Genomic DNA, 16976 nt, shown 5'->3' with positions numbered 1-16976 from the left:
AAACAGCGTAAAAAGGTCTCCTTTTCTGACCCGTAACGCTAGGCGCGGTAGGTATGGATATAGTGCTCAATCAGCGAAAGAAGACGCCGGTTATCGATGCTCTGCAGAATTTTTACCCGCGCACCTTTTGGTTCAGGGATCCCTACATTGAGACGCAACGTGTCACGTCCATAGCGACAGGTCATACCGCGCGTGATGCCTTCCAGTGAGACATCCAGGTAATCTTCCTCCATTGTTGCCAGAGAGGGATCCAGTAACCAGGCAACGGTTAACGCATCATGGATCCAACATCCGGGCAGATGGCGGGTTTGCATAGAGTAGGTGATCCACGGACGAATGGTTTGCGCCAGATAACGGCTAAGCCCGTTTTCTGTTTTTGCCAGACGATCCAAATCGGCGTGAAGCATTTGAGTTTTCGTTGTCACATCCATCGGGACCAGCGTGACGGGCGCGCCGCTGGTAAGCACCGCATGAGCCGCCTCAGGATCCAGACCAAAATTGGTATCTTTCAGGTAGCCCGGCACATTGAATACGCCGCCCATAACAACGATATTTTTGACCGCGTGAACAATCTGCGGGTAAAGCTGCAGGGCAATGGCCACATTGGTGAGTGGACCGGTAGCAACCAACGTGATTTCACCAGGGTTATTACAGATGAGTTCACCTATCGCCTCGGGTGCATGGGGGGGCACCTGCTGGCACAATGCCGGGGCAGGAACTTCCGACCAGAGTTGCCGTAAGCCAAACTGATCGACACCCTGATCCAGTTTTTCACGCCAGGGAAGCGGATCTTCCCGGAGCGCACGCGAGGCTCCACGGTAAACAGAAACGGGAATAGCCAATTGCGCAATGAGATCTTTAGCGACGGCATATCCCACATCTGCTGGCGTATTTCCTGCGACAGTAGTGATCATCTCCAGAGTGATTTGCGGAGCGGCAATCGCCAGCGCTAGCGCCAGGCCGTCATCAATATTCGCGCCGGGAATGCCATTGCCTGGATCGCAGTCAATTATGATACGCATCGATGTATTTTCACGTTGTCTCGGGTTGTACTTCATGTCCCTGGCAGCCACACGATTCTCCTGTTCGTAAATAAAACTCAAATTCAACGCGGCGAACCTCTCCATCCCAATTTTTCAGCATGTCAATTGCCGCACGGGCCATCTTATCGACCGGTTGCAGAACGGCGGTCAAAGAAGGGACGTTGTAAGCCGATTCATGTGTTGCGTTAAAACAGACCAGTGCAACATCTTCAGGGACGCGCAGCCCATGTTCCGCCAGGGCGCGTAAGCAACCCAGTGCCTGCTGTTCATTCGTCGCGAACAACGCGCGCGGTGGCTGGCGTTGCAGCATACGTTTTGTCGCCTCGTAACCTCCGGCGCGGGTATAGTTGGTCGAAAAAATCCATGAAGGATTGACCATTAGCGATGAGGCTTCCAGCGCCTGCTGCCAGCCCCGGATACGATCCTGAGTATTCAGCATTTCACGCGGGCCACAGATGATGCCGATGTCGCGATATCCGTGATCAATCAGATGTTGGGTTACCTGCATCGCCGCCTGTTGTTCATCAACCTGGATAACGCTGACGTTAAGTCCAGGATCCACGCGATCGAGCATAACGCAGGGCGTACCGCTCTCCTGAATCAAATTGATATAAGGATGGCGATCCACACTGGTGTAGATCAGCCCGTCAACCTGGCGGTGCAACATATTATTAATCAGTTCACGTTCACGGCAGCTGCTGTCGCCCGCATCACCCAGCAGGAGTACTTTGCCATCAGCAAATGCTTCGTGTTGCAGAGCATGAGCCATAGAGGCGATAAACGGGTTCGAGATATCCGGTGCGACAAGCCCATAAGTTTGTGTACTCCCTGAAGCCAGCGCACGCGCGATGCCATTGGGTCGATAGCCGGTTTTCTTAATGGCCTGTAGTACACGTTGCCGGGTCGCTTCGGCAACGGGACGTGGACCATTATTAATAACGTAACTAACGACAGCGACGGACGTTCCCGCTTCTTTTGCCACGTCAGAACGTGTTACGCGTTGCGAATGTGATTGAGTCACGAGGCACCTACCTGATTGCGTTCAGAGTGATTTTTTCCAGACAGCATAAGGCGTTATGACCCAAAAATCTTTGGTAAAGAACGCGCATCTCACGTTCTCTGGCCTCAAATTGCATCCTCGGGTAAGTTAAGATCCCGTCCACGGGTTTCTGGTGCAAAGAACGTGGTTACCAGTCCAATTGTGGCCATCAGAGCGAAATAGAGAGCGATTGGCCACCAGTGCCCATAAAACGAGAGCAATGCCGAGGCGATAAGTGGCGCTGTCCCGCCAGACATAATCGAACCGAGCTCTTTTGCAAATGCCATTTTGGTATAACGATTCTTGACACCGAAAAGCTCAACGCCCCATGCAGCCTGAACACCAAAAATACCCAGTGACGCGATTCCCATCCCGGTAATGATCGTTGGGATGACAATCCATGGCTCACGAGAATCCAGCAGCATGAATGCCGGAAAAGCATACAGGATCAGTAACAAGCAGAACCAACGATAGACGATCCGTCTGCCGAATCGATCGGAAAGCCAGCCCGCCAGAGGAATAATGGCAAATCCCAGAACCGATGCGATAAACACCGCCACGGTCGGCACTGATTTATCCACCATCAGCACTTTAGCGACATAGCCAATGATAAATCCCTGTGCCAGGTAGGAGGGGCCATTCTCGCCAATGCGTAAGCCGACCATGGTCCAGAACGCACGGGTCCGTTTCCAGAAGCTACGTGTATCATGCTGTTGCTGCGCTTTTCCCTCGCGAAGAACTTTTTCTCGCTCGGCCTGCAGGAGGGCCTTTTGACGTTCAAAAACGGGCGTTTCACGCATATGGCGACGAATGAATAGCGCAGCAGCGGCGATAAGAATGCTGCAAAGAAAAGGAATACGCCATCCCCAGCTTAATAAGTCATCTTTGTCCATTTGCAGGACGATGAGCCAAACCAACGAAGCCAGTAATGTTCCGCTGTTTGAGCCCAGCGCGATAATCGAGGAAACCAGCCCACGGCGTTTAACGGGAGCATATTCACCGAGCATCACGGTACCCCCTGAAAGTTCCGCTCCGGCCCCCAGGCCCTGAGAAAATCGAAGGATAACCAGGCATACCGGCGCCCAGACGCCAATCTGGGCGTAGCTGGGGATCAAACCTATTAACATGGTCGACATGCCCATCAATCCAATCGTGATAACCATGACAATCTTCCGACCATGTTTATCGCCTATCCAGCCAAACAGAAGCGCACCGATGGGGCGAGCAATAAACCCAACGGAATAGGCGGCAAAGCTGGAAAGTAACGCCATGACAGGTGTCGCTTCCGGAAAAAAGACATCGCCAAAGATAATGCCTGCGGCAAGACCGTACAGGGCAAAATCGGCATACTCCATCGTGGTGCCTAACCAGCAGGAAAATGTCGCTCGCCAAAATTCGCGGCGTCCTTCGGGGGTTTCCAGCCGCTCCTGAGCGGCTTGTTGGTTATCCGTCAGGGGAACAGAGGATGAATGCGTGTTCATAAGAACTCCTTGAAGTTATCTGTCGACATACGTCGCAGGCTTGTGCTCTTCACGTTCTACTCGCGTAGATATTATATTTTTACCGGAGATTAATAAATCTACCCGCGTAGAATGATCAAGTAAAAGAGTTAAAATTGCGAAAGCGATCACTTATAACAGGCAATTGTTACAGAAAAAGGTACGCCTGCTTCGATGTTCTTCACTGTTTATGAAGTACGAACGTTCGACGGTTCCGGAAATGTGAAAGTGGCAGTGGTAACGCCCGCGACCTGTGAAGTGACAGGAGGTTACTGGCATCTATTGGATGGGTGTGTGGTGTCAGCCACAAGTACGTTATAATGACACCATGCCACAGCTTAAGGTGCGGAGGACGTGTGAATATCAGCGATGTAGCAAAAAAAACCGGTTTAACCAGTAAAGCGATCCGCTTTTATGAAGAAAAAGGGCTGGTCACGCCGCCGCTGCGTGGTGAAAACGGTTATCGCACCTACGGGCAACAGCATCTCAATGAACTGACGCTGCTGCGCCAGGCGCGCCAGGTCGGATTCAACCTTGAAGAGTGCGGTGAACTGGTGAATCTGTTCAACGATCCGGGGCGTCACAGCGCGGATGTCAAAAAGCGGACGCTGGAGAAAGTGGCTGAAATTGAGCGCCATATCAGCGAATTACAGTCAATGCGCGTACAGTTGCTGGCGCTGGCGAAGTCGTGTCCGGGCGATGACAGCGCGGAATGCCCTATTATTGATAACCTTTCTGGCTGTTGCCACCACAAGGCGCAGGCTTAACGCGCGTCGGGATTAAGCATAAAGACCACCGTGCCGCGATACCACGGGGATGTGCGTAACTGCGCTTCCGCCTGGCTGTCCCGCTTACCGTGCTGTACCAGACCAAGCTTAAAGGGAATTCGCAAGCGGGAGAGGGCGGGCAGGTAGTCCTGATAATTCGTCACCGTGTGCCGTCCCTGATAGCTCTGCACTACCAGTTCATCGATTGGCAGCGCGTTCAGCGTTGCAATGTCACCGGTTTTCGCCCAGTCCAGCAATCCGGTTACCCCAAGAGCAAAATCGGGTGGCAGTTGTTGGCGCAATACCCGCAGAAAGCGGGCGTAGTCGGCGAGTTGATGCGTCGCGGCGTCAAAATCGACCTGTAGCCCTACCACCTGATTTCCCGCCCCCTGCCAGCGCTGCATCAGCCGCACGATGCGTGCCGGAATCGCGTCCGGAACGTCGAGCGTGGTAAAGCGCACGGTAAGCCAGATGGACGGAAACGTCAGGCGGCTGACGGGAAGCCCCAGACGCTGAAACTCCGCGCCCTTTGCCCGCATCAATACTTCCCCCTGATGCAGATAGACCGTTTGGGCGCCTCTCAGTTCATCGCTGGCTTTCACCCCTGACCAGAGCCAGAAGGCGGGATGTTCGCGGGCGATAACCGTCTCATCCGCCTGCGCCTGTCCCGCCAGTAGCGCGATTACCAGTAGTATTTGAGTTTTTGCGCCCACGGACTGCCCGGATACTGGGTTTTCAACTGCGTGAACCAGCCTTTGCGCTGCTGTTTGTCCACCTCTTCTCCGCCACACTCATTCGTGCCGGACGGGGCGTAACACATGATGGCGCGATACAGTGCGTAACTTCTGTCTTCGTGCTCGGCTTTTGGCGAGGTGATGACCTGCTGGTAGTAACTCTGGCGATCATACTGCCCAACCGGACGCTTGCGGTCGATAGCGGTCTCCAGCACGCCATTCCCTGCGCTGTCTTTCCACAAATCGACATGGGTTTGTGACGTGCGGAAGAACTCACCCAGACAGTTCAGCGCATGGGCATCATCGGGATTTTTGCTCAGCGTGCCGACGGTCTCATTGAGGCTGCGGCACACGTAACCGACTTCAGCGGCGTCACCGTTCCAGTCAAACGTGCTCAGATTGACGTCGTCGAATGCTTCGCCGATCACCGGCTGTGTGATGGCGCTGGCGAGTTTGCGGTCCTGCAGCCAGTCGCTAAAGCGGTTTTCTGTGAGATCGCGCACCAGCAGCGTATGCAGCGCGATAGTGCGTTCTTCGTTATTCGGTCCCTGGCTGACCTGCTGACGCAACTGTTCAGGCGTCGCCACGGTTTTCAGTACCCGGGAACGATAACGCAGGTTGGTGACCGCGCTGTCCGGGGCAAAAACCGCCTCCGTATCGCCACTGTACACCAGCGTGGCCGCCAGTTTTGCCTGCACATACTGCTGCTGTTCGTTATCCTGGCTCAGCTTCAGCAATGTCGACCAGAAATCACGCGCTTCTGACCACTGCTTTTGACCCATCAGCGCGTTACCGTAGAGAACCTGTTCGCTGAAAGCGAGGATATCGTGAGCCGGAAGTTGTTTCGCCGGGGTAACCGCCTGAAGAATCGCAGCATTGTTTTCTGTCGCCAGCCACAGGTTGAGTTGCAGATCGCGCCACAGCGGCAGTTTTCCGCTTTTTTCAAAAACCGGTTTGCTGGCATCCAGGTTAGCCTGCGTCAGGGTTGGCTTCTGGTCGCTGTTCAGACGAAGGGCGCGTAGCATCTCGGTATAGCTGACGAGAGGGGCGTCGGCGAACGCCTCCTGTACCGATTTATCGTAAAACTGCCTGCCATAGACATTATCGTATTCAATCACCCGGTTTCGCAGCGTCTGCGCATCGGCGGCCTGCCGGAATGCCTGCTCATACAATCCTGCAAGCGACGCCCAGTCCTGCAAATACCAGTGGATACGACGCAGCATGCCGTGTGCGGAATCGGCATAGCGGCCTTCAGGCCAGCGCTGGAGATAGGTTTGCGCCTCTTTTTGCGCGAGTAAGGCGTCTTCACGGTTTATTCGCGCGATATCAAAATCGCCATATTCGCCGACGCTGTTCTGGCTGCTTTTGTTCAGCGCTGTGCGCATCAGCATATATTGCGCGGTTTCCGCCAGCCACGGGCGATCGCTCTTAAGCAGCGACGTGAAGGCCTGCGCCGCGCTTTCGTATTCACCCGCGTAAAAATGGGCTGCGGCGATCAGATAGGTTTTATACGCCAGGGCAGGTGAGTCCGCCGGGAGCGTAGTGAGAGAGGCCGTGATTTGCTCTGCGCTGGCCCCGGAATAGAGTCCCAGACGTGCCTGCGCCAGCGCCTGCTTTTGTTCTGCTGTCAGCGTAGCATCGCTCAGTAGCGCGGCAAAAAACTGACTGACGCTGTCGGCATTATTGGAGACAAAACGGTTTTCCTGCTCACCGTCGTGGTTGAATTCAACCGCCGCTACCTGCAGCGTTGCCATCTGCTGGGCGAGTGTATTGGGTGCATTCTGCGTTTGTGCAGGCGAGTCCGTGCGGACATCATCGTCATCCCACTGCGGGTGATAAGCAAAATAGAAATCGCGTGAGCGGGTGATATCCGCAGGCATCGACTGAACGGGCACAGCAAACGACTTTGCCTCACTCAGCAGACGCAACAGGTTATCGCGTGAATCATTATCGGGCGTCAGAATAGGGGCGCCTTTTAGCAGACAGCGCGCGTCGCTCCAGGTGCAGTCTGCGATATCAAACGAGGCGAATGCCTGAGGGGCGGCGCTCGCCAGTAATGCACAAAAGCTAAATGCCAGAGGCGTCTTCCTGACCATCATGCGATTCCTGTCATCGGTTTTATCGGGTAAGGGGTCTGATATAGAGCGTGATGCCTTCAACGGCAATCACTTCAACGTGCGTGCCGGCGGGCAGATCTTCGCTGGCGTTGACCGGCCATGAACTGTCGCCAACACGCATGTGTCCACGACCATTGACCAGAGACGACTCCAGGACAAACCGACGGCCGACCAGTTGCTGGCCGCGCTGGTTGAGCTGACTGTCTGCCGGTTTTTGTTCACGAACGCGTTTCGCCATCCACTTCCACCAGAACCAGGCGGCAAGCAGCGTTAAGACGGCAAAGATAACACCCTGCCATTCCCAGTCGACGGGCAACAGCCAGACCAGAATGCCGGTAATGACCGCCGCGACGCCGCTCCACAACAGATAACCGTTGCCGCCCAACATCTCAGCGGCCAGAAGCAGACCGCCAAGGCTGAGCCAGAAAATATGGGGATGCCCCACAATCATCTCGATCATTATTTATTCCGTTCGCTGGCGCTGTCCTTGATCAGTTCAGTGATCCCGGCAATGGAACCCATCAGGCTGCTGGCATCCAGTGGCATCATCACCACTTTACTGTTACTGGACGAGCCGATTTGCTGTAGCGCTTCGGTATATTTCTGCGCCACAAAGTAATTCACCGCCTGAATATCACCGGAGGCGATCGCTTCAGACACCATTTTGGTCGCGCGGGCTTCCGCTTCAGCGGAACGTTCGCGGGCTTCTGCCTGTAAGAAGGCGGATTGACGTTCCCCTTCAGCTTTCAGGATCTGCGACTGTTTTTCCCCTTCGGCCTTAAGGATTTCTGCCTGGCGCACCCCTTCGGCTTCCAGAATATACGCACGTTTAGTACGTTCCGCTTTCATCTGGGCGTTCATGGAGGAGATCAGTTCAGCCGGTGGGCGGACATCGCGAATCTCGATACGCGTGACTTTAATGCCCCAGGGATTGGTGGCCTCATCGACGATATGCAGCAGTCGGGTATTGATGCTGTCACGCTGGGAGAGCATTTCATCAAGCTCCATCGACCCCAGAACGGTACGGATGTTGGTCATGGTGAGGTTGATGATCGCCAGTTCCAGATTGCTGACCTCATAGGCCGCACGCGGCGCGTCAATCACCTGAATAAAGCAGACGGCATCAATGGTGACGTTGGCGTTATCTTTCGAGATCACTTCCTGCGAGGGAATATCCAGCACCTGCTCCATCATATTGATTTTGCGTCCAATCCGGTCCATGAACGGCACAACGATGCTTAAGCCCGGTTGCAGCGTTTTGGTATAGCGGCCAAATCGCTCTACCGTCCACTGATACCCCTGGGGAACAATTTTCACGCCGGCGCCGACGATGACCAGCGCGACAAAAATGAGAATAGGAATAACAATAAGCATTGAAAAACCTCCTGTTGAACTGTCCATGATGTCGAGATTGGCGATGTTACTCTTGAAATTATACCTGATTCATTAAAGAGAGTTCCCCTCCTGTTAATTAGAGGGATACACTATTTTGTGATAAAACGCGAAAACAGGATAGATAATGCGTGAAAATAGCAGGTTGTTGCAGATAAACAATGTGGGTTACCAGGTCGGGACCACCAAAATTCTGAATAACATCAGTTTTGACTTACATCCTGGTGAATTTAAATTAATCACCGGCCCTTCTGGCTGTGGAAAAAGTACCTTACTGAAGATTATTGCGTCGTTGCTCAGTCCGAATAGCGGTGAGATCCGCTTTGGCGGGGAGGATATTGCCACTCTCAACCCGGAGCATTATCGTCAACAGGTTTCGTATTGCGCCCAGACGCCCGCGCTGTTTGGTGATACGGTCTACGATAATCTGATCTTCCCCTGGCAAATCCGTAACCAGCGTCCAGATCCTGGGGCTTTTCTGGCGGACCTGGCCCGCTTTCAACTGCCGGAGTCGATTCTGGCGAAAAATATCAATGCGCTCTCCGGCGGAGAGAAACAGCGCATTTCCCTGATCCGCAATTTACAGTTTTTGCCGCAGGTTTTACTGCTTGATGAAATCACCAGCGCACTGGATGAAAGCAATAAGCGCAATGTGAATGAGATTATTCATCACTATGCTCGCGATAAGCAGATAGGGGTGTTGTGGGTGACTCACGATAAAGACGAAATTAATCATGCGGATGAAATAATCACTCTGATGCCGCATGCCGGAGAAATGCAGGAAGCGCGTAATGAATGAACATAATATTACTAACGAGTCACTGGCATTAGCGATGATGCTGGTGGTGGTGGCGATGCTGATAAGCCATAAAGAGAAACTGGCGCTGGAGAAAGATATTCTCTGGAGCGTCGCTCGCGCCGTGGTTCAACTTATTATCGTCGGCTATGTCCTGAAATATATCTTCGCGGTCAATCATGCTGTCCTGACGTTAGTGATGGTGTTATTCATCTGTTTTAACGCCGCGTATAACGCGCAGAAGCGCAGTAAATATATTGATAAAGCGTTTGTTTCCTCGTTTATTGCCATCACGACGGGGGCAGGGTTAACGCTGGCGGTGCTGGTGCTGTCGGGGTCGATTGAATTTATCCCGATGCAGGTGATCCCCATTTCCGGGATGATCGCTGGTAATGCGATGGTGGCCGTCGGATTGTGCTACAACAATCTCGGTCAGCGTTTCAGCAGCGAACAACAGCAGATTCAGGAAAAACTCAGTCTCGGCGCCACGCCGAAAATGGCGTCTGCGGGCTTGATCCGCGACAGTATTCGCGCCTCGCTGATCCCAACGATCGACTCCGCGAAAACGGTCGGACTGGTGAGTTTGCCGGGGATGATGTCAGGGCTGATCTTTGCCGGTATCGATCCGGTCAAAGCGATTAAATATCAGATTATGGTGACCTTTATGTTGCTCTCAACGGCGAGCCTGTCGACCATCATTGCTTGCTATTTAACCTATCGGAAGTTTTACAACTCGCGCCACCAACTGGTGGTGACGCGTTTGAAGAAATCGTAACCAGCGACTTGCGTAGGCCCGATAAGCGTAGCGCCATCGGGCAACGTAAATCAGTACAACAGCGCGTAGAGCTGACGACGATATTTCGACGCCAGCGCGTCGCCAGTACCCAGCGCGGCAAGAATTTCCTGGAACGTTTTACGTGCCTGACCGTCTGCGGCGGCAAGATCTTTTTTCAGATGACTGAACAGCAGTTCCAGTGCTTCTTCGTTGCGTCCCACCTGATGCAGTTGCAGCGCCAGCTGTGCGGCCAGTCCGGCGTCCTGCGGATTTTCCGCCACCTGTTGTTGCAGTAGCTGAATCTCTGGCGTATCCGCCGCCTGTTTCAACAGTTCAATTTGCGCGACCAGCCCCTGATAACGGGTGTCCTGATCCTGAAGCGGAATGGTTTTCAGCACGGCTTCTGCATCTTCAGAGCGGTTGAGGGCAATCTGCGTTTCCGCCAGTAGCAGGCCGATTTCACTGCTCTGGTTAGATAGCTGCCAGGCGTCTTTCAACAGCGGCAGCGCTTCAATGTAGTTGTCTTCCTGCATCAGCTGCATGGCCTGTTGCGCTTTTAGCTCTTCTTCACGCGGCAGCACTTTGTCGAGCAGGGCGCGAATCACCTCTTCAGGCTGCGGTCCCTGGAAGCCGTCAACCGGCTGACCGTTCTGGAACAAATAGACGGTTGGAATAGCGCGCAGACCGAACTGAGAGGCAATCATCTGCTCGGCATCGCAGTCGAGCTTCGCCAGAATGAACTGACCGTTGTACTGTGCGGCAAGGCTTTCCAGCACCGGCGTCAGTTGCAGGCAGTGCTGGCTGCGTTCAGACCAGAAGTAGAACAGGACCGGCGTGGTCATCGACAGTTCTAAGGTCTGCTGCAGGTTCGCTTCGTTAATGTTGACAATATTCTGTGTGGACATGGAGTCACTCTCTTGTGTCGATTTCTTTTTTACATGGGGGCTGACGCGTGCGCTTCAACTCATCCGTGCAAAATTTTGTCCATCAGGCGTCCCGGCAGCAGACGTTTGAGCAGCATGACGGCCCAGGTTACCAGCGTGACGGGATAGCGGAGTTTGGGTTTATCGCTGATAAAAGCATGGCGCACTTTGGCGACGACGGCTTCAGGATCGAGCGTAAAACGTGCGGCAATACCGGGGTTTTCCACCGGTTTGTCGTTCTGGGTCTGGTTAACGTTTTCCGTAAAGCGCGTGCGAATAGGGCCGGGTTCAATCAGGCTGACCTTAATTCCGCTGTGACGTAGCTCCATGCGTAACGCATCTGACCAGGCTTCCAGCGCGTATTTACTGGCCGCGTAGGCGCCGCGTCCGGGTGTGGAGATAAGCCCCATCACCGAGGAGGTCATCACGATCCGACCTTCGCCATGCGGCAGCATGGCCGGTAACAGACGCATCGTGAGCTGATGAGCGCCAAAGAAATTGGCGGAGAATTGCTGCTCCATCTGCGCGCGGCTGATGGTGGGCAGCGGACCGTAGACGCCGTACCCGGCATTGTTAAAGATCCCGTATAAGCAGTTATCGGTCAGGGCGATCACCTCGTCAGCGGCGCGATCCACGCTCTCAGGCGAGTCGAGGTCGATCAATACGCCGGTGAATCCCATATTATTCATGCGCGTGACATCGTCGGGTTTGCGGCAGCCGGCGAGAACCTGAAAACCCTGACGCTTCAGCTCAAGCGCGCTTTCCAGGCCGATACCGCTGGAACATCCTGTTATTAAGACCGATTTTTGCATAACTTTACCTGTCAGGATCTCCGTTGAATTAAGACTCGTGTTTTACTAAAGGACTCAGCTGCTTCGCCATCCAGTCAGCGATAAACGGCTGGGCATCGCGGTTAGGGTGAATACCATCATCCTGCATCCACTGCGGTTTTAGATAGACCTCTTCCATAAAAAAGGGTAACAGAGGAATATCAAATTCTTTGGCGAGCTTTGGATAGAGCGCGCTAAAGGTTTCATTATACCGACGGCCATAGTTTGCGGGCAGGCGAATTTGCATCAGCAACGGCTCGGCGTTCGCCGCCTTCACGTCCTGCACGATGGTACGCAGCGTTTGTTCGGTCTGTTGCGGCGCAAAGCCGCGTAGCCCGTCGTTGCCGCCCAGCTCAACCAGCACCCAGCGCGGTTGATGCTGTTTGAGTAGCGCAGGCAGGCGCGCCAGCGCTTGCTGGGAGGTGTCGCCGCTGATGCTGGCGTTCACCACGGTGGTTTTGCTCTGCCATTTGTCGTTGAGCAGTGCAGGCCAGGCGGCACTGGCGGACATTCGGTACCCGGCGCTCAGGCTGTCGCCGAGGATTAACAACGTGTCAGCCGCAGCGGCCCGACAGGTAAACAGGATCAGGAACAGGAAAGGCAAATGCCAGCGGAAAACATTGTTGAAGTTCATCATCTTAAGAAGTCCGTCGGTCAGGGGGAGCACGAGCTTTCCATCCTTACCGGAGTTGACCTGGTTGTCAAACGCGCCGAGACCATTGCGCTGATTGGCGAGTCGGGTTCAGGGAAATCTACGCTACTGGCGATCCTCGCCGGACTGGACGATGGCACCGACGGCGCCGTCAATTTGGTGGGGAAACCGTTGCATCAGATGGATGAAGAGGCCCGGGCTCAACTGCGTGCACAGCATGTCGGTTTTGTCTTTCAGTCATTTATGTTGATTCCCACGCTGAATGCACTGGAAAACGTCGAACTTCCCGCACTACTGCGCGGCGAAAACAGCGGACAAAGTAAAGCGGGAGCGAAAGCCCTGCTGGAACAACTGGGTCTGGGCAAGCGTCTGGACCATCTTCCGGCGCAGCTTTCCGGTGGTGAGCAGCAGCGCGTGGCGTTGGCGCGCGCTTTTAATGGTCGCCCGGACGTCCTGTTTGCCGATGAACCAACGGGGAACCTCGACCGGCAGACCGGTGAAAAAATTGCCGATCTGCTCTTTTCGCTTAACCGCGAACACGGCACCACGCTGATTCTGGTGACTCACGATCCGCAACTGGCGGCGCGCTGCAACCGACGACTGCGCCTGGTGAATGGACAGTTGCAGGAGGAGGCATGATCGCACGCTGGTTCTGGCGCGAATGGCGCTCGCCGTCGCTGTTGATTGTCTGGCTGGCGCTGAGTCTGGCGGTGGCCTGCGTGTTGGCGCTGGGCAACATCAGCGACCGGATGGAAAAAGGGTTAAGTCAGCAAAGCCGCGAGTTCATGGCGGGGGACCGGGCACTGCGCAGCTCACGCGAGGTGCCGCAGGCGTGGATTGACGATGCGCGTCAGCGCGGTCTGAAGGTCGGAGAACAACTGACCTTTGCCACCATGACCTTTGCTGGCGATACGCCACAGCTGGCGAACGTCAAAGCGGTCGATGACATCTATCCGATGTACGGCGAGCTGGAAACCAATCCGCCGGGGCTCAAGCCACAGCAGGGAACGGTACTGTTGGCGCCGCGACTGATGGCGTTGCTGAACCTGAAAATCGGCGACACTATTGATGTCGGCGACGCCACGCTGCGCATTGCTGGGGAAGTGGTGCAGGAGCCAGACTCCGGCTTTAACCCCTTCCAGATGGCGCCGCGTCTGTTAATGAATACAGCGGATGTTGCGAAAACCGGTGCCGTGCAGCCCGGCAGTCGCGTCACGTGGCGCTATAAATTTGGTGGCACGCCGCAACAGCTTGACGGCTATGAAAAGTGGCTACTACCGCAGCTGAAGCCGGAACATCGCTGGTACGGACTTGAACAAGACGACGGCGCGCTGGGCAAATCCCTGGAGCGTTCGCAACAATTTCTTCTTCTTTCGGCACTGTTAACACTGCTACTGGCCGTCGCTGCCGTGGCGGTGGCGATGAATCACTACTGTCGCAGTCGTTATGATCTGGTGGCGATTCTGAAAACGCTCGGTGCGGGCAGGGCACAACTGCGAAAACTGATTGTCGGGCAGTGGCTGATGGTACTGGCGCTTTCCGCCGTGACGGGCGGGGCGATCGGCCTGTTATTCGAAAAGATGCTAATGGTACTGCTTAAACCGGTGCTGCCCGCCGCGCTGCCGCCTGCCAGTTTCTGGCCGTGGATCTGGGCGTTGGGCACCATGACGGTGATCTCGCTGCTGGTCGGTTTGCGTCCCTATCGCTTGTTATTAGCTACCCAGCCGCTGCGCGTCTTGCGTCGTGACGTGGTGGCCAACGTCTGGCCGCTGAAATTCTATTTGCCGATCGTGACCGTGGTGGTGGTGGTGTTACTGGCCGGGTTAATGGGCGGCAGTCCGTTGCTGTGGGCGGTGCTGGCGGGGGCGGTCGTGCTGGCGCTGCTGTGCGGCGTGTTGGGCTGGATGCTGCTGAACGTTCTGCGTGGGATGACGCTGTCGTCGTTGCCGCTGCGCCTCGCGGTCAGTCGTCTGTTACGTCAGCCGTGGTCGACGCTGAGCCAGCTGTCAGCGTTTTCGCTGTCGTTTATGCTACTGGCACTGCTGCTGGTTTTACGCGGTGATCTGCTGGATCGCTGGCAGCAGCAGCTTCCGCCGGAAAGTCCCAATTATTTTCTGATCAACATTGCCCCGGAGCAGGTGCCGCAGGTGAAGGCATTTCTCTCCGAGCATCAGGTGATCCCGGAAGCGTTCTACCCGATCGTGCGGGCGCGGTTGACGGCGATAAACAACACGCCGACAGAAGGGGGACAAGATGAGTCTCTGAATCGTGAGCTGAATCTGACCTGGCAGGATACCCGTCCGGATCACAACCCCATCACCGCCGGTAACTGGCCGCCAGGAAAAGGCGAGGTATCGATGGAAGAGGGGCTGGCAAAACGGTTGAACGTTTCACTCGGCGACAGCGTCACTTTTATGGGTGACACTCAGGCGTTCAGTGCGAAGGTGACCAGTTTGCGCCGGGTCGACTGGGAAAGCCTGCGCCCTAACTTTTTCTTTATCTTTCCGTCCGGCGCGCTGGATGGTCAGCCGCAAAGCTGGCTGACCAGCTTCCGCTGGGAAAACGGCAACGGCATGCTGACGCAACTTAATCGTGAGTTCCCGACGATTAGCCTGTTAGACATCGGCGCGATCCTTAAGCAGGTAGGGCAGGTGCTGGAGCAGGTTAGCCGGGCGCTGGAGGTCATGGTTGTGCTGGTAACCGCCTGCGGCATGCTGTTGCTACTGGCGCAGGTGCAGGTCGGCATGCGCCAGCGCCATCAGGAACTGGTAGTCTGGCGTACGTTAGGCGCGGGCAAAAAACTCCTGCGCACCACGCTGTGGTGTGAATTTGCCATGCTGGGGCTGGTCTCCGGGCTGGTGGCGTCCATCGGCGCGGAAACCGCGCTGGCGGTGCTGCAAACGCAGGTGTTTGACTTCCCGTGGGAACCTGACTGGCGCTTGTGGATTGTCCTGCCTCTTTGCGGCGCGCTTTTACTTTCTCTTTGCGGGGGCTGGCTCGGTGTCCGTCTGCTGAAAGGGAAAGCGTTGTTCCGTCAGTTTACTGTTTAATCCCGTGATAATGACGCGCCGGTTTTTATGCTGGCGCGTACTTTCTTAGTAGCATAAATTGATAACCCCTCGCTATTTAACGGCACAAATCATTAAAAACCCGCCAACACGTCAGTGTTAATACCAGTTAATATTCAAGCGCTGAATAATTAGCAGGAAATCTATCAAGGAAAAATAATGACTATAAAAACAACAGCGCTGGCGGCATCGATCGGCGCAGCAGTGGCATTAACGTCTTTCGCCTCTCAGGCGGAAATCACCGTTCTGAAACAAGATCCGCAGGCGGGCAATCCGCTGAGCCGTCTCAACTTTACCGTTGGCGGGAGTATTCGTCCTCAGTTCCAGAACATGACGGGCGATGACGGCGCAAATGGCTATAAACGTAATGGCTTCGACGGCGGTACCCGTTTCCGCTTCGCGGCAGATTACTATCTGTTTGATGACATCAGTTGGATCAGCTTCTACGAGCTGGGCGTTAACATTCCGGCGCAGTTCAACTGGGACAATCACTATGCTGACGGCGCGCATGACACCACGCGTCGTATGCTTTACACCGGTCTGAAGAGCGATACCTGGGGTACGCTGACCTTCGGTCAACAGAACAGCATCTACTACGATGTGGTCGGTGCGAAAACCGATATCTGGGACTACGACATGATTGGTCAGGCACCGGGTAACGGGATTAACGGCGACTATGATGGTTCTTACCGTTCCCGCAAAATGCTGAAATATAAGAAAACGGTTGGTGATGTTGATCTCTACGCATCTTATCTGTTCAGCGACGACTACAACCCGAATAATGGCCTGAACTACAAGCGTAAAGGCGGTGGTTCACTGGGTGCGGATTATCACATTACTGACGATCTGAGCTGGGGTACGGCGTGGAACTACACCCGTGCGGAAATGCGCGGTAACGGCAGCAAAACGTACGATCAGAACATCGTGGGTACTGCCCTGAGCTGGACCCCGGATAGCTGGACCTTCTCACTGGGCGGCGGCTGGTACCAGAACTTTATGACCACCAAAAAAGTGTCTGTTAACGACTACTTTGCCGGTGATGCGTGGGGTCTGGAATACTTTGCGGGCTATACATTCCCAATCAACCAGTATGCGTTGAAATCCGTTCAGCCGTACTTCATGGGTGACCGTATTGAATACGTGAATGGTCGCAACTACCTGCGTACCGACAACGGCGTGGGTATCAGTTTCCAGCTGGATTATGGTTTCCGTGTTGATTACGAACACGTCTTTACCTCCAGCACCGATAACCTGGGTGATATGAACCTGGTGCGTCTGCGTTACGACTTCTGAGTCTGATGCTGTGCCCGGTGACGCTAACGCTTACCGGGCCTACAAATC

The 16976-nt window shown here is 54.7% G+C and carries 16 protein-coding genes; 6 read left to right on the top strand and 10 right to left on the bottom strand.

Annotated elements, in window-relative coordinates; genetic code table 11:
• Positions 1–38: 38 nt before the first annotated feature.
• From OGW13_RS10300 to OGW13_RS10290, 3 genes are all read right to left on the bottom strand, one after another.
• Positions 39–1022, bottom strand: a complete 984-nt coding sequence (locus tag OGW13_RS10300; protein WP_044265276.1) for a nucleoside hydrolase — start codon at positions 1020–1022, stop codon at positions 39–41.
• Between the two features lie 10 nt (positions 1023–1032).
• Positions 1033–2064: a LacI family DNA-binding transcriptional regulator gene (locus OGW13_RS10295; protein ID WP_043001534.1), complete on the bottom strand. Its 1032-nt coding sequence runs from the start codon at positions 2062–2064 to the stop codon at positions 1033–1035.
• 104 nt (positions 2065–2168) lie between these two features.
• Positions 2169–3563 carry an MFS transporter gene (locus OGW13_RS10290; RefSeq protein WP_054176090.1) on the bottom strand — a complete coding sequence of 465 codons (1395 nt, stop codon included), beginning with the start codon at positions 3561–3563 and terminating at the stop codon, positions 2169–2171.
• Positions 3564–3937: 374 nt separating this feature from the next.
• Between OGW13_RS10290 and cueR the strand changes: the two genes are divergently transcribed.
• Positions 3938–4348 (top strand): Cu(I)-responsive transcriptional regulator, encoded by a 411-nt coding sequence (cueR, locus tag OGW13_RS10285; protein WP_287116051.1) that lies wholly within the window; start codon positions 3938–3940, stop codon positions 4346–4348.
• On the opposite strand, the gene OGW13_RS10280 is transcribed toward cueR, so the two are convergent.
• The 4 genes from OGW13_RS10280 to OGW13_RS10265 are packed head-to-tail and all read right to left on the bottom strand — an operon-like array spanning position 4345 to position 8573.
• On the bottom strand, positions 4345–5061 hold the full coding sequence (locus OGW13_RS10280) for a DUF3142 domain-containing protein (RefSeq protein WP_044265281.1): 717 nt from the start codon (positions 5059–5061) through the stop codon (positions 4345–4347). The two genes, cueR and OGW13_RS10280, sit on opposite strands and share 4 nt — an antisense overlap.
• A complete protein-coding gene (locus OGW13_RS10275; protein ID WP_104446109.1) occupies positions 5031–7178 on the bottom strand; it encodes a PA5441 family protein in 2148 nt (715 codons plus the stop codon). The genes OGW13_RS10280 and OGW13_RS10275 overlap by 31 nt, the downstream gene beginning before the upstream one ends.
• Before the next feature lie 22 nt (positions 7179–7200).
• Positions 7201–7659, bottom strand: a complete 459-nt coding sequence (locus OGW13_RS10270; RefSeq protein WP_104446110.1) for an NfeD family protein — start codon at positions 7657–7659, stop codon at positions 7201–7203.
• Positions 7659–8573 carry an SPFH domain-containing protein gene (locus OGW13_RS10265; protein WP_043001529.1) on the bottom strand — a complete coding sequence of 305 codons (915 nt, stop codon included), beginning with the start codon at positions 8571–8573 and terminating at the stop codon, positions 7659–7661. Before OGW13_RS10265 ends, OGW13_RS10270 begins: the two co-directional genes overlap by 1 nt.
• 145 nt (positions 8574–8718) lie before the next feature.
• Between OGW13_RS10265 and fetA the strand changes: the two genes are divergently transcribed.
• On the top strand, positions 8719–9390 hold the full coding sequence (fetA, locus tag OGW13_RS10260; RefSeq protein WP_192502827.1) for an iron efflux ABC transporter ATP-binding subunit FetA: 672 nt from the start codon (positions 8719–8721) through the stop codon (positions 9388–9390).
• On the top strand, positions 9383–10162 hold the full coding sequence (fetB, locus tag OGW13_RS10255) for an iron efflux ABC transporter permease subunit FetB (RefSeq protein ID WP_043001527.1): 780 nt from the start codon (positions 9383–9385) through the stop codon (positions 10160–10162). Before fetA ends, fetB begins: the two co-directional genes overlap by 8 nt.
• 50 nt (positions 10163–10212) lie before the next feature.
• On the opposite strand, the gene OGW13_RS10250 is transcribed toward fetB, so the two are convergent.
• Genes OGW13_RS10250 through tesA form a run of 3 tightly spaced genes read right to left on the bottom strand, consistent with a single transcriptional unit; the run spans position 10213 to position 12549 of the window.
• Positions 10213–11067: a co-chaperone YbbN gene (locus OGW13_RS10250; RefSeq protein ID WP_043001526.1), complete on the bottom strand. Its 855-nt coding sequence runs from the start codon at positions 11065–11067 to the stop codon at positions 10213–10215.
• Between the two features lie 59 nt (positions 11068–11126).
• A complete protein-coding gene (gene ybbO, locus OGW13_RS10245) occupies positions 11127–11897 on the bottom strand; it encodes an NADP(+)-dependent aldehyde reductase (RefSeq protein ID WP_043001525.1) in 771 nt (256 codons plus the stop codon).
• Between the two features lie 28 nt (positions 11898–11925).
• Positions 11926–12549, bottom strand: coding sequence for a multifunctional acyl-CoA thioesterase I/protease I/lysophospholipase L1 (gene tesA / locus OGW13_RS10240; protein ID WP_042324847.1), 624 nt, complete (start codon positions 12547–12549; stop codon positions 11926–11928).
• On the opposite strand from tesA, the gene ybbA reads away from it, so the two are divergent.
• The 3 genes from ybbA (at position 12520) to OGW13_RS10225 (ending at position 16928) form a co-directional block, all read left to right on the top strand.
• Positions 12520–13206: a putative ABC transporter ATP-binding protein YbbA gene (gene ybbA, locus OGW13_RS10235; protein ID WP_044259018.1), complete on the top strand. Its 687-nt coding sequence runs from the start codon at positions 12520–12522 to the stop codon at positions 13204–13206. The genes tesA and ybbA overlap by 30 nt on opposite strands.
• On the top strand, positions 13203–15617 hold the full coding sequence (ybbP, locus tag OGW13_RS10230; RefSeq protein WP_044258907.1) for a putative ABC transporter permease subunit YbbP: 2415 nt from the start codon (positions 13203–13205) through the stop codon (positions 15615–15617). The genes ybbA and ybbP overlap by 4 nt, the downstream gene beginning before the upstream one ends.
• Before the next feature lie 177 nt (positions 15618–15794).
• A complete protein-coding gene (locus OGW13_RS10225; protein WP_043001523.1) occupies positions 15795–16928 on the top strand; it encodes a porin in 1134 nt (377 codons plus the stop codon).
• The last annotated feature ends 48 nt before the right edge of the window (positions 16929–16976 follow it).

Origin of the sequence: Citrobacter sp. Ca225 (assembly GCF_030337175.1) — a bacterium.
GTDB classification, from domain to species: domain Bacteria; phylum Pseudomonadota; class Gammaproteobacteria; order Enterobacterales; family Enterobacteriaceae; genus Citrobacter_A; species Citrobacter_A amalonaticus.
The sequence above is the reverse complement of the archived record's forward strand: the minus strand, read 5'-3'. Positions and strand labels throughout refer to the sequence as shown.